The sequence below is a fragment of the Bradyrhizobium ottawaense genome, from assembly GCF_002278135.3.
Classification (GTDB): domain Bacteria; phylum Pseudomonadota; class Alphaproteobacteria; order Rhizobiales; family Xanthobacteraceae; genus Bradyrhizobium; species Bradyrhizobium ottawaense.
Window position 1 is genome coordinate 6,932,768 of sequence record NZ_CP029425.2, and the last position, 13,167, is coordinate 6,945,934.

At 65.3% G+C, this 13,167-nt stretch carries 11 protein-coding genes and 2 pseudogenes; 2 read left to right on the top strand and 11 right to left on the bottom strand.

Annotated elements, in window-relative coordinates; all coding sequences use genetic code 11:
* Positions 1 to 711: 711 nt before the first annotated feature.
* The 10 genes and pseudogenes from CIT37_RS32700 to CIT37_RS32745 form a co-directional block, all read right to left on the bottom strand.
* A pseudogene (locus CIT37_RS32700) lies at positions 712 to 998 on the bottom strand (DDE-type integrase/transposase/recombinase); the annotation flags it as partial.
* A gap of 103 nt (positions 999 to 1,101) precedes the next feature.
* Entirely contained in the window at positions 1,102 to 2,004 is a 903-nt protein-coding gene (locus CIT37_RS32705; RefSeq protein ID WP_011084944.1) for a terpene synthase family protein, read from the bottom strand.
* Positions 2,001 to 3,551 (bottom strand): hypothetical protein, encoded by a 1,551-nt coding sequence (locus CIT37_RS32710; protein ID WP_026312707.1) that lies wholly within the window; start codon positions 3,549 to 3,551, stop codon positions 2,001 to 2,003. The genes CIT37_RS32705 and CIT37_RS32710 overlap by 4 nt, the downstream gene beginning before the upstream one ends.
* Before the next feature lie 142 nt (positions 3,552 to 3,693).
* Positions 3,694 to 4,692: a polyprenyl synthetase family protein gene (locus CIT37_RS32715; RefSeq protein ID WP_026312706.1), complete on the bottom strand. Its 999-nt coding sequence runs from the start codon at positions 4,690 to 4,692 to the stop codon at positions 3,694 to 3,696.
* Between the two features lie 154 nt (positions 4,693 to 4,846).
* Positions 4,847 to 6,190, bottom strand: coding sequence for a cytochrome P450 (locus CIT37_RS32720; protein WP_095425215.1), 1,344 nt, complete (start codon positions 6,188 to 6,190; stop codon positions 4,847 to 4,849).
* A complete protein-coding gene (locus tag CIT37_RS32725) occupies positions 6,190 to 7,035 on the bottom strand; it encodes an SDR family oxidoreductase (RefSeq protein WP_018647446.1) in 846 nt (281 codons plus the stop codon). Before CIT37_RS32725 ends, CIT37_RS32720 begins: the two co-directional genes overlap by 1 nt.
* 4 nt (positions 7,036 to 7,039) lie before the next feature.
* A complete protein-coding gene (locus CIT37_RS32730) occupies positions 7,040 to 7,330 on the bottom strand; it encodes a ferredoxin (RefSeq protein ID WP_018647445.1) in 291 nt (96 codons plus the stop codon).
* 1 nt (position 7,331) lies between these two features.
* A complete protein-coding gene (locus tag CIT37_RS32735) occupies positions 7,332 to 8,621 on the bottom strand; it encodes a cytochrome P450 (protein WP_018647444.1) in 1,290 nt (429 codons plus the stop codon).
* A gap of 83 nt (positions 8,622 to 8,704) precedes the next feature.
* Positions 8,705 to 9,910, bottom strand: coding sequence for a cytochrome P450 (locus tag CIT37_RS32740; RefSeq protein ID WP_018647443.1), 1,206 nt, complete (start codon positions 9,908 to 9,910; stop codon positions 8,705 to 8,707).
* 16 nt (positions 9,911 to 9,926) lie between these two features.
* Positions 9,927 to 10,259 (bottom strand): cytochrome P450, encoded by a 333-nt coding sequence (locus CIT37_RS32745; protein WP_275937769.1) that lies wholly within the window; start codon positions 10,257 to 10,259, stop codon positions 9,927 to 9,929.
* A gap of 457 nt (positions 10,260 to 10,716) precedes the next feature.
* Between CIT37_RS32745 and CIT37_RS32750 the strand changes: the two are divergent.
* Both CIT37_RS32750 and CIT37_RS32755 read left to right on the top strand, forming a co-directional pair.
* Positions 10,717 to 10,886: pseudogene (locus CIT37_RS32750) on the top strand (IS5/IS1182 family transposase); the annotation flags it as partial.
* A gap of 92 nt (positions 10,887 to 10,978) precedes the next feature.
* A protein-coding gene (locus CIT37_RS32755; protein ID WP_231088440.1) for an IS5 family transposase occupies positions 10,979 to 11,739 on the top strand; the annotation gives its coding sequence in 2 pieces (ribosomal slippage) (positions 10,979 to 11,318 and positions 11,318 to 11,739; 762 coding nt in all).
* A gap of 244 nt (positions 11,740 to 11,983) precedes the next feature.
* Here CIT37_RS32755 and CIT37_RS32760 read toward each other — a convergent pair.
* A protein-coding gene (locus CIT37_RS32760; RefSeq protein WP_085967575.1) for an IS3-like element ISRj2 family transposase occupies positions 11,984 to 13,113 on the bottom strand; the annotation gives its coding sequence in 2 pieces (ribosomal slippage) (positions 11,984 to 12,861 and positions 12,861 to 13,113; 1,131 coding nt in all).
* Positions 13,114 to 13,167: the final 54 nt, after the last annotated feature.

Genomic DNA, 13,167 nt, shown 5'->3' on the forward strand with positions numbered 1-13,167 from the left:
CTTGCATGGCGGTTCCGGATTGCGGCTCGGGAGACTGGGTGCTAAATTCGAGGCTACTGGACTTTTGATTGCGATCTGGGGCTGCCTTAGCCGAGGCGGCCCTTCGCATTTTTGGCCCACCATCCGGCGGCTTTTGATTGCCAGTGCGCGAAAAAGCGCTTGCGGATCAATCTTGCCCGAACGGGCGGTTTGCCAATCTAAGCCATTGATACCGGCTGATGTGCTTGTTCTGCTGGGATCACCAATTATTTCAATAACTTAGTCCGCATTTGTTCGTCGACATCGTGTTGCGCCTGTTGCGCAAAATTACCCGATAATTCCAGCGATTGCCAACAACTCCCGGCTGCTCGGCGCGACATGGCCCGCGACAGAAAGGGCTGTGAACAGGTCGTAGCACGCTCCCCCATTTCTCGCCGATTGTGTGCACAATTGGCGCGCGCCGAATCGGGCCGACGGGGAGGTCGAGCGCTACCGTCTTGCCGAATGGCTTCAAAAAAAGAGAGTTGACAATAATCCGCAATTAAAGGGCCGATTTACAGAAGAGTTTTAAGCGCAACAAGCGCGACCCGTTGATGAGGCCTCGATCCGCGATCTCCATCAGGGCGAGCGGCCATGCTATCGGTCGCAATGATAGGCCGTATACATGAACGCACCCGACCGATATCCAAATTGCTGCTGAAATCCCTTGCATCCGCGCGGCCGTCTATACATGAATCTCTCGATGAAGCCGTTCTGCATCGGCTTTCCCGGCGCGATGAAGTGCCAGTCGATGACCGTGTCCTTGCTCCAGGCCAGCATGGCGTTGCAGGTGAACTCGGTGCCATGGTCGGACGCGATCATTCCTGGCTTGCCGCGTCGCTCAACGATTTCCTTCAGTTCGCGGGCCACCCGCCGCCCCGGATTGACGTCTCCGGAATGGCGCCCAGGTATTCCTTAGTGACGTCGTCGACGATGTTGAGAATGCGGAAGCGCCGGCCGTTGGCGAACTGGTCGTGGACGTGCAGTCTCAGGGCGGTGTCGCTCATGCTCGCTCCATCGGGCGGCGGCGTTGCGTCGGATCGGGCCGACGGCAGCGCGCGCACGCCGCCGCCTCCTGCGCGTTCAGGCCGGCGCGCGCTGGCCTCCCCTCACAGCGTCGCTGCGGTAGCGGCTGGTCGAGGTCCGGTAGTACTGCACGCGGATGGCCGCCATGGCCTCGATCAATGGTCCCCACGGCGCGGGAAAGCGTTCTTCCGCCATCACCCGGTGCAGCATGCGCGTATGGCCGGCCAGCTCGTCGTTGAGGAACTCCACCACAGGCATAGCTGGATAGCGCTGCAGCAGCAAGATCACCGCGTTGTCGGCCTCGCCGGCCGACCTGTCCTTGTCGCATCCATGCAGATCGTTCTGCAGACGCCCTATCGCGGAGATGAGCCGCAGGACCTGGCGAAACGCCGGACGCGCGCGCAAGGTCGCCATATCCAGCCCCCACAGCAAGGACAGGCAACAGAACACGTTCGCGTAGGCGATCGAATCGATGCCGTTGTGCAGGTACTCAGCGTAGGACCAGCGTTCCGCCGCTACCGCCTGCGCGTGTCCGGCGCGCAGCGCCGCGGAGTAGCACCGGGTATCGTCGAGAAGCTGAGCATAATCGCGACGATCGTAGGCGAGCGTGGCCAGCGAAGCGCGCAGCACAGCGCAACCCTCGAATCCGGGGAGCGCGCACGGCACGCCCTGCCCCAGCGCTTGCTCCACCGCGGCGAGCTGTTCCGGCGAGATCAGGCCAAGGTCGTTGCAATCGTCGAGCCAGAACAGCAGCGCCAGTTCGCGATAGAACGTCACTATCAGCGTTTCGTCCTGCGGATCGCGACCGGTGCGGGCGCTGGTGCCGCGCAGGCTCGGGTGGATGCGCTGCAGGATGTACTGGCCGCCCCTGACCGCTTCCACGGCATGCTCGTCGGCGAATCCGGTCAGGGAACGTCCCCACTCCAGCACCTGCTGCACCGCGCGTTCAGTCTGGATCATGGCGCCGCTCCTGCCCCCTCGGCCAGGACGCGCCGCCCCCAACGAAGCGCCAGCCACAACCCGGCGAGTTCGGCCACGCGCACGACCCGAGTGGGGCAATACAGTTCCTTGCCGATCCACAGCGGCGTCTGCGGCAATCCATGCGCCGCATGGCGGGCGAGCATCCACTCCAGCGCACGCGCCACCACCTGCGCGATGCGCCGGCGCCCTGTCGCCTCTTCGCTCCCATCCATCACGTGCAACGCAAACAGCGCATAGGCGGTTTCCTCGAACGTGGACCCGCGACCCGCGCCCCAGCCACCGTCGTCGCGCTGCGCCTGCAGCAGCGCCGCCAGCGCGCGCTCATCTCGCCACTGGGGCTTGCCTTGCGCCAGCGCAGCGACCGCATGCGCGGTGGGATACAGCCACGAAACGTGCCATTTTTCGTTGTCCCATAGACCGTGCGGGTTGCGATTGGCCTCGACGTACGCGCTGGCGCCCGCGGCGGGCTTTCCCAACAGTCGCAACGCATGCAGGGCATGAATGTTGGTCGACACCGAGGCATTGCGTTCGCCGGGGAAGGTGACGAACAGCTCGCCGATTTCGAAATGGCGCAACGCATCGACCGCCGGGTCACGGCCTGCAAGGTGCAGGACGCACAACGCAACGGCGGTGTCGTCCGCATCAGCCGCGAAGTGCAAGGCCGGGCCCAGACCGTGCACGCCCAGACGGGCGTCGAGCTGCGCGACGATCACGCGAACCGCCTCCGCGAGCGCGGGATGCGCGAAAAGCCCGGCCAGATGCAGGGTGTACAGCGACCAGCATGGCTCGAACACATTGATCGGCCAGACGTTGGGAAAGACACCTTCGATGCCGCTGCGCGTCGCCCGCGATGCCATCTGCAGATACGCATCGGCGCGCCCGACCTGCGGCGTGCTCCCCCGTGTCACGGCCTGGGCACGCCACGCGGCGGTGGCCGCCGGACTGATGCCGATGCTGCCGTCGTCATCCGGGCATGCGGTGGTCGGCGACGTCCCCCAGGCTTCCCAGGAGTGTAGCAACGGATGGCCGCTCGGCAACATCGCCACCGCCCCCAGCTTGACCAGGCACGCTTGCCGCAATGGCAACAGCGCAGGATGGCGCGGAAACGCTACGCCACCCAGCAAGGATGCGGCCTCACCGCAAAACTGCGGCAGGATCAGCTCCGCGCCGATCGGCGCGTCTTCTGGCACCGCATGTGCGTAGGGATCGGGCTGGCGCTGGAGGAACCTCGTTGCAGTCTGGACTGCGTCCGCAGCTCCGGGAAGAGGATCGGCACGCTGCAATGCCAGTAACGCCGCCCACGTGGGCGCATGGCGGAACAGCGGGAAGTCCGCGCTTCCCCATCCGCCGTCGGCCTGTTGCTGCGCGATGAGCCACGCGTATGCGTCCTGCCGACCGGTGACGTTGCCGTGGAAGCGCAGCGCCTGCGCCGTGTCGTAGACGGACGGACCGACGCTGCCGCCATCGCTCATTTCGCTCAGCAGGCGGCGCAATTCGGAAAGGATATGTTCGGACAGCGCGTTCACGCGGGATGTTCCGTTTGCAGAAACGTGCGCCGCGGCGGGCAACCGCTGCGATCGGCGCCGCGGACTCGGACACAGTGCAGGATGCACTCTGCCGCCGGCCGATCGCAGCGGCACAGGGGCGACTCGATGCGGACGGGCGCGCTCATGCGCGTGGCGCGTGTTTGAACAGATACGCGTTGGCCCACTGTATGAGTTGCGCCAACCGTTCCGCACGCGGCCCCAGCGGCGCGATGGCCTCGCCGGCATCGCGCAACAGATCCAGCGCGAACTGGCGTGCTTCCTGCAGTCCCATGATCGACGCGCAGGTCGGCTTCTGCGCCGCCGCGTCCTTGCCGGGGGTCTTGCCCAGCGCCGCGGTATCCGCTGTCACGTCGAGAATGTCGTCGATCACCTGTAACGCCAGGCCGAAACAGGCGCTGTAGTGATCCAGCGCACAGTAAAGTGCAGCGTGCGCGGCATTCACGCCGACAGCGCATAGCGCGCCCATGCGAACGGACGCGCGCACTAGCGCTCCGCTCTTCATCCGGTGCATCGCCACGATCCTGTCCAGCTCGACGTGCTTTCCAACCAGCGACAGATCTATGGCCTGCCCGCCTGCGGCCCCCTCGGCGGACACCGCCTGCGCCAGTTCGCGCACGAGCGCGATAGGGGTGTCGCCCGGCGCATTCAGGCTCGCCAGGGTCAGGAAGGCGTGCGCCTGCAGCGCATCGCCGACCAGGATCGCGGTGGCTTCGCCGAACTTGACGTGCACGGTCGGAAGGCCGCGGCGAAGCACGTCGTCGTCCATCGCGGGCAGATCGTCGTGGACCAACGTACAGGCGTGCATCATCTCGATGGCGGCACCGACGTCATCGAGCATGTGCGCCGGCGTGTCGGCCAGTGCGCCGGCAGCCAAACAGAGCAAGGCGCGGGTGCGCTTGCCGCCATGCAAGGTGGCGTAGCGCATCGCCGCCATCAGCTCGGTCTCACCGTCGTCTTCGGCGCAGAGAAGACGCGCCAGCGCCTCTTCGACCCGCTTTGCGCCGTCCTGCATCCAGATCTCGGGCAGCAGCCTGCCGGATGCGCCGCGCGCCTGCGCGCCCAATATGCCGTTCGCGGAAACGCCAGCTCGGTCGTCGTGTGGCGTGGAACCAGTCTGCATGTTGTTCATGTCCTTGTACCTGCCAGGAGACGGCCACGGCGAGCGGCGAGCCGCCGCGGTGTTGCCGGCCTCGCACCGAGCGCGCGCGCCGAGTGCAGCAATGCCGCGCGTCGCCGGCGCCGCTGCCTCACCACACGGGGCATGCGATGCCAGCTCATGAGAATCCGATGCGGATAGTCATGGACGGATGTGCGGTCGGGTAATAGCGCCGGCCTTTTTCGACGCCGCTCAGCAACCGCGGCCGCACCCCGGCCTCGTGCATGGTCAGCGCCAAGGCGATACAGAACTGCACCAGTTCCAGCCATACCAGGTGGTAGCCCATGCAGAAGTGTGGGCCGGTACCGAACTGCAGCATGTCCACCGGCCGGATCGGCTCGGTGCGTTGAAGCCACCGCGCCAGCCGAAACTGATCAGGCGCCTCGTGCAGCAGCGCCGAGGTCGAGAAATGCAGCAGCGGGATGCACAGATCGGTGCCCGTAGGAATGCGCTGTTGGCCGAGTCGCAATTCACGCAGTGCGCGACGCACTAGGAGCGGCGTCGCCGGATGCACGCGCAGCGTCTCGCGGAACAGCGCCTCGGCGACCGGACACTGCGCCAGGTCCGCGTGCCGAGTCGGCACCGCGCCTACGCGTTGCGCCTCCTCGACCAGGGCGTCCCACAGCCCAGGCTGCCGCGCTAGCTCGATCACCATCCAGGCCATCGTCGAGGCGGTGGTGTCGTGACCACCAAGCAGCAGCAAGCGAATATTGGCGACCAGGACGTCATCGGAAAGCGCATCGTCGCTGCGATCGAAGGCGCTCACCATGTCGTTGATCAACCCGGTGCGCGAGGCATGTTCGCGCGCGGCGCGGACGAACTCGCGCAACCGCGCATCGATCCAGTCGCGGGCGGCGCGGCCCCGCCGCAAGGGCAGTCCGGGCAGGTCGACCGGGGGCGCGACGATCAACTGCAGCAGTTGCCGGTACTTGCGATGCCATCCCGGCAGGTCCTGCGCGGGGATTCCCATGAGACTGAAGATGAGCTTGAGCATTAGATCGCCGGTTTCGCGCAGGATGGTGACGTCGCCCCGTTCCCGCCACCTCTGCACGCGCGCCCGGATGACGGGCGCGAACAGCTCGCCGATGCCGGCCAGGGTCAGCCCCTTGGGCAGAAGCGCCGCCTGGATCGCATCGCGCGCCTGCCGGTGCGCGATGCCGTCCTGGGCGACCAACGTTCCGCCAAACAATTCGGGCGCGATGTCTTCGATCAGCGCCGAGGACACGTCCTTGTGCCGGAGCAGTGAGAGAGCATCCGGATCCAGACTGGTCATCAGGTGTCCGGCAGGGCCGAAATCTAGCCAGAAGTGGCTGCCCAGCGTCCGTTCCGCACGCCGCAGCAGGCGCGGCAGGTCGCAGACGACGGCGGGAAGATGCCCGACCAAGGGAAAAGCGCCGGGCACGACCGGGATGTCGTGCCGCAGCCGATGCCGACGGTTCAGCGGGTTGAGCAGCATGTCCATCAGCAGCGCGGCGCCGCGTCCGCTTCTGCGGTCTCGCCGGCAGGCCGCGCGGCGCGGCTGTTGCCACCGTCGGCGTATGTCGGCACATGCGCCAGCATGCCGCCGTCGATGCACACGACCTGGCCAGTGATGAACGCAGCATCGTCGGAGAGCAGGAACGCCACCAGCGCGGCCACGTCCTCGGGGCGGCCGATGCGCGGCAGGAGCTGGTGACGGCGCAGATGGGTTTGCATGCACGCGTCCAGCTTGGCGAGGAGTCGCTCGGTCATGATGAGACCCGGCGCAACCGCATTGCAGCGGATCTGCGCATGACCGTACTGGGTGGCAAGTGAGGACGACAGCATGTTCATCGCCGCCTTCGACGCGGCGTAGGATGTCAGTGCGGTATCACCACTGAGCCCCTGGCACGACGACATGTTGACGATCGCGCCACCGCCGCGGGCGATCATCCGGGGGATGGCCTGCCGGCAGCAGAGCAACGTGCCACGCAGATTGGTCGCCATGGTCTGATCCCAGACCGCTAGCTCCAGCTCGAGGATCGCGCGGTCGCGCGGGGTCAGATGCATCGCGCTCGCGTTGTTCACCAGCAGGTCGACCCCGCCGAAGTGCCGCTCCGCCGTCTCGAACAGCGCTGCCACCGCCTGCGCATCGGCGATGTCGATCGCCAGGGCGAGCGCGTGGCCCGCTTCGGCCGCGATCTGCGCGGTGCAGGCGATAGCCGCCGAGCCATCAATGTCGGCCACCACCACTCTGCCGCCCTCGCGCGCGATGGCGAGGGCGCATGCCTTGCCGATGCCGGCGCCGGCGCCGGTCACCACGGCCACTTTGCCTTCAAACCGTCCCATCGTGTCATCCTAGATTGTGCTGGTCTTTCGCGGCATGCCGCTCGGCCTCCGCTGGAGAAGGCGCAGGGTCGGCGCTGGCGGGCTCGCCATCGCCAGCGTCGCTTTCGATGACCCGAATGGCGGCGACCGGGCACTGGCTGGCCGCGAGCCGCACGGCGGCGTGCAGCGCATGCGGGACCGTCGCCACGCACACTTCGGCCACGCCGTCCGGTTCGCGCTGGCGAAAGGTGCCCGGCAGCGTCAGCACGCACTGCCCGCTGGTTCCGCACAGATCCTGGTCGACCATGACGCGCATCTCAGCTCCCCTGCGCATGCAGCCGCACCGGCAGCGCGCGGAACGTCCGAAGGAACGCCGAGGGCTCCCGGGTCGGCTGCCCGGCAAATGCCAGCGTGGGGAAGCGGGCCTGGATCCGCGGCAGGCTCTCGGCCAACTGCACCCGGGCCAGTTGCGCACCGAGGCAGAAGTGAATGCCGTGGCCGAAGCTCAGCATGATCTTCCCGTCGGTCGACATGCCTGGACTGGTGCCGTAGAACCGCGCGGGATCGAAGCGATCGGGATCGGCGAAGGCGTCCGGGTCGCGATTGCCGGACGCGATCAGCACGCGCACGTCCGCGTTCTTCGGAATCACCACGCCGCCCAGTTCGATGTCGCGCTGGGCGATACGCGGGATGGAGCTGAACATAACGGGCGCGTCGCAGCGCAGGACTTCTTCGACGAATGCCTTCACCCCCACGGCGTCTCCCTGCAGCCAGTGCCGCTGTTCGGGATACGCCAGCATCGCCAGGACCGCATGGTCGATGCTCGCAGCAGTGGTGACGAAACCGCCCAGCAGCATGCCCCACAGCATGCTGATCAACTCCGCATCCGACAGTGTGTCGGCATCGTCGTCATGTGCGCCGACCAGCATCGACACGATGTCGCGGCGGGGATCGGTGCGCTTGCGCTGTATGAGGTCGCCGAAGTAGGCCCGCACCCTGGCGCTGGCCACGTCCGCCGCGGCGAGCTGGGGATCGCTGGCGTGTGGGCCCAGGCCTTCCAGAATGGCGCCGATGCCGGCAGCGAGCTCGAACATGTCGTCTTGGGGCATGCCGAACAGTTCGGCGAAAACCAGCATGGGCAAGGCCAGCGCGAATTCCCGATGCAGGTCCACCGGCTCCCCGCGCTCCAGCGCGGGCGTTATGCCGTCCAGGCGCGCTGCGACGATGCGCGCGATGCTCGGCCGCAGGTTGTCGATCTGGCCCATGGTGAAATCGCGCGAGATCAGCCGGCGCAGACGCGTATGCGTCGGTGGGTCCTTCATCGCTAGCGTGGACGCCAACAGATTGAGCGACGGGCTGGTCGCCGCACGCGAGAAATAGCGCGCCAGTTCGCCGGGCGCCGGACCCCGAAACGCATCGCCCGTGGCCTTGAGCGCCCAGTAGATGTCGGCGTGGCGGCTCAACAAAAAGAGGCCCGACGCCGCGCGATGCACCGGATCGTGCTCGCGCAACCATCGCATGAACGGATACGGGTCGTGGATGCACGCTGGCGACGCCAGTTCGGCGAAGGCGTCCCGGCATGCTGCCGTGGTTTCTTGCACGTCCATCCTGGTTACCTGTTGGCGGGCTGATCTGACCGGCGCGCGGCAGATTCCGGAGAAGATCGAGATCGCCCGTGGCGTCCGCGACATCACCAGAGCACCGGGAACTGCTCGAACCCGCCCGTGATGATCTCCTTGCGCAACTTCAGTTGTTCCGGCGCCACGGCCAGGCGCAGCGCGGGAAGGCGCTGGAAGATCGAACCGAACACCACCTTGAGCTCCAGCCTGGCCAGCGCCACGCCGATGCACGCGTGCGGCCCGTAGGAAAAAGCCAGGTGCGGCTTTTCCTGGCGTTCGATATCGAAGATTTCCGGGTCGTCGAAATGGTGCGGATCGAACGACGTTGCCGGCAGGCCGACCAGCACCTTGCTCTCCGCGGGAATATGCTCGCCCGCGATGGTCACGTCGGTCCTCGGATAGCGCATGATGCCATCCCAGCCCGCGCCCGGCGGGTACATGCGCAGGATTTCCTCTACCGCCTTGTCGACCAGGGACGGATCGCCGACCAGGCGTTCGCGCTGTTGCGGATGGCGGAACATGGCTAGCAGGCCGAATTCGATCTGTGCGACGGTGCTCTCGTGCCCCGCCACCAGCATGCCCGCCGCCAGGCCAACCGCCTCTTCCTCGCTCGCCTTGCCCTGGTCGACCGCAGCGAGCAGATCCGTCAGCAGGTTGTCGTCCGGATCCTGGCGCTTGTCGCGCATCTTGCCGCGAATGTAGGCGCGCAGTTCTTCCCAGGCCAGGCGGGACGCGCTGCGCGGGCCGCTTTCATGCTGGTGCGTCATCACCTCATCGGACAGCCCGGCGAAAAAGGCGTGATCCTCGTAGAGCACGCCCATCAGCGCGCTGATGACCATGGCCGGAAGCGGAAAGGAGAGGTGGCGCCGCAGGTCGGCGGGCTGGGGCTGGGCCGCCAGCGTCTCGAACAAGTGCGCGGCGATCGCTTCGACCTGCGGCACGAGCAGCTTCACCCTGCGGTTACTGAAGGCCGGCGCCACGATCGCGCGTAGCCGGGCATGCTCGCGCCCCTCGTGCGAGACCAGCCACCCCGGCGAACCGAGAATCACCGAATCCGGGGTGAATGCCGCCGGCGGCATTCCCGCGGGCCGGAACGCCGCGTCGGACAGCACCGCCTTGGCCTCGTCATAGCCTGTCACCCACCAGCCTTCGTGCCCGGAGGGGAAGCGCACGCGGTGGATCGGACCGCTGGCGCGTAGCGCCAACATCTCGGGCGAGGGCTCGATGTGATCGACGCGCCACATCGGCAGCGTCGGCAAGGGTTGTTGTTCGGACATGGTGGCACTTCACTCTCTAAGCGATGGAAGGGCGGAAGGTGACCGGCAGGCGCTGCGGGCAGCGAATGATGTAAGACGGCATGTAGACGACGTCCTCCGCGGCGATGGTCAGCGCCAGATGCTCCAGCCGCACGAACAGCGCGGGGAAGGCGCAGCCCAATTCTAGACGCGCCAGCGCTGCGCCCAGGCAGAAATGCGGCCCCTGGCCGAACGACAGGTGCGGGTTGCGCCGCCGGGTGACATCGAACCTGTCGGCATCGCCATAGATCGACTGACCGTACGGATTGGTGAAGGAGGTTCGACCGTGCCCCCGATGTGTCCGCCAATATAGCCTCCGGACCAGTCCCACACCGTGAACAGAGCAAATCGCGTGCCGAAGTGAATTCGCAGGCTCAGCAGGCACTACATAGCTGCGCGTAGTGTCAGGTTTCTGGCATTCAGTCTCAATGCCGACAACGGGCGCAGCAAGTGCCCGACAAAGGCCTGCTCTCGCGCTGAATGTGCGGGGCAGCCCTTGCGCGAAATTTCAAGCATCTGGATTGGCTGCAGCAGGTGTGGTTCGCCGGAAACCACTCCGATGCCGCCGGGGTCATCGAACGCGATCGCGTCAGCCTGTCCGGAGGGCAAGACCTCGCCGCCTTCGTGGCTCTGGTTACCTAGATGCGGAAGCTCGGGGACGGGGCGCGGTCGCAGCGTCACGATGCCGGGAGTGGACTGAGCGCGAGCTAGATAAGGCGATTCAAGCTATCCTTGAGGGGGTGCCGGCAGCGAAGTTGAAGGACAAGATCGGCACTCTGGAAGCACGCAAGCATGAGCGTCTGCTCAAGGCCGTGCAGCAGCGCCTTGATGCAAACACAGAGGCGATGCGCCAGCATCGCGAGACAGTCGAGCATCCGTTCGGCACGATAAGGCTCGCATGGGAGCGACGCAATTCTTGAACCAAACGCTTCCAAAAGTAGCTACGGAGATGCCTCTCGGTTCTGGCCTTTAGCGTAGGGCGCATTAGGGTCTGTACCTAAATAGCGCCACGTGATTCTCTTGCCTACGTGTTGATTCGGGGGCGAGAGAATGCGCGCTGGTTTGTTTTGGCTGAACGACAGGCAATGGGCGCGTATCGAACCGCATCTGCCGAGGGGACTGACGGGGCCGGATCGGGACGACGACCGACGCATCGTCAGCGGCATCATTCACATGCTGCAATCGGGTGCACGATGGCGTGATTGTCCACGTGAATACGGCCCTTACACGACGATCTACAATCGCTTCAATCGCTGGGCCAAGCGAGGACGATGGTGCGCAATCTTCGAAGCGCTGGCCAAGCCTGGCGAAGACGGCGTCGTACTGTCGCTCGACTCGACCTCGATTAAAGCTCACCGGTGTGCCTCCGGCGGAAAAGGGGGGAGCACAATCAAGCAATCGGCCGCTCGCGCGGAGGCCGCACGACAAAAATCCATGCGCTGAGCGATCCGCTCTGCCGGCCGGTCGTCCTGCATCTGACTCCAGGCCAGGATGCCGATGTCGCTGCGGCTCCCGATGTCCTGGCGCTCGCGCCACCCATGAGCGTGCTCCTCGCCGACAAAGGGTATGATGGCGACAAGCTTCGCGGCGAAATCATTCGTCGTGGCGCCAAGCCCGTAATCCCCAATAAATCTAACCGTGTCGTCATCCATCGCTTCAACAAACGCGCCTACAAAGGACGAAATGTCATCGAACGCTGCTTTTGCAGGCTCAAGGACTTCCGGCGCATCGCCACGCGATATGACAAGCTCGCCCGTAATTTTTTGGCCGCTGTTCATCTCGCCGCTCTCGTCGCATATTGGCTCAATTGAGTCTGGACCCTAGATTAGCGACCAGCGCCGGGGTGCATTCTGTGGCGCCGCCCGCAGCGGCGCAATCGCTGGAGTCGCGCCCCTCAGGTCCTGCAGGGAGAGCTGGCCCCGGTTGTTTGGACAGCGCCGCGCTGGATTTAAGTGGATTCCTGCCGGGTTATGCTGAACGCGGGGCTTTACGATTTTGTCGTTGCGTCGGGAGGGCGTAGCCCGACCAGAGCGACGACAAAATCGTCGGCGACGGTCATGCGGCCATCACCATAGCTTGCGTGCCGAAGTAAGCCTCGTCGGGCGTGCGCCCGTCAAGGCTCGAGTGAGGGCGTCCCTGATTGTAGAAGGCCAGATACTTGGCAATTGACGCTCGCGCCTCGGACACGCTGTCGTAGGCGCGGAGATAAACTTCTTCGTATTTGACCGTGCGCCAGAGCCGCTCGACAAACACGTTGTCGCGCCAGGCGCCCTTGCCGTCCATGCTGATGGCGATCTTCGCGTCCAGCAGCACATCGGTGAACTCGAGGCTGGTGAACTGGCTGCCCTGATCCGTGTTGAAAATCTCGGGCCTGCCGTGCTTCGCCAACGCCTCCTGGACCGCTTGGACGCAGAAGGCCGCCTCCATTGTGATCGAGACGCGATGGGCCAGGACCCGTCGGCTGAACACATCGACGACCGCCGCGAGATAGACGAAGCCACGCCGCATCGGAATGTAGGTGATGTCCATTGCCCACGCATGGTCGGGCCGCTCGATCTTCAATCCGCGCAACAGGTACGGGTAGATCTTGTGACCCGGAGCCGGCTTGCTCGTGTTCGGGCGACGATAGACCGCCTCGATCCCCATGCGCTTCATCAGCGTCGCGATGTGGCGGCGACCGGCGTATACCCCCTCCCGCCGCAGCAACGATCGCAGCATCCGCGCTCCCGCGAAGGGATAATCGAGATGCAGCTCATCGAGCCGACGCATCAAGGCAAGGTCCTCGGCCGAAACTGGCCGAGGTTCATAGTAGACCGTGCTGCGAGCCAGCTTCAGGACCTTCGCCTGGCGCACGATAGAAAGATCATGACCGCGGTCGATCATCGCTTTGCGCTCAGCAGGCCCGCCTTGGTGAGCGCGCCGGACAAAAAATCGTTTTCCAACGCCAGCTCGCCGATCTTGGCATGTAACGCCTTCAAATCGACCGGCGTCTCGGCCGATGTCTTGTCATGCCCAAACACGCCGGCGGCGCCTTCCAGGAGCTGGTTTTTCCAGATCGTGATCTGGTTCGGATGAACATCAAACAGTTGCGCCAGCTCCGCCAGTGTCTTGTCTCCTTTGACCGCAGCCAAAGCAACCTTCGCCTTGAATGCCGGAGAATGCGTCCGGCGGCTCTTCTTCGTCATCTTCGCTCCTGATTCGCAGCAAGAATCCTCGCCGCTGTCAGGCAGAAAACCCAC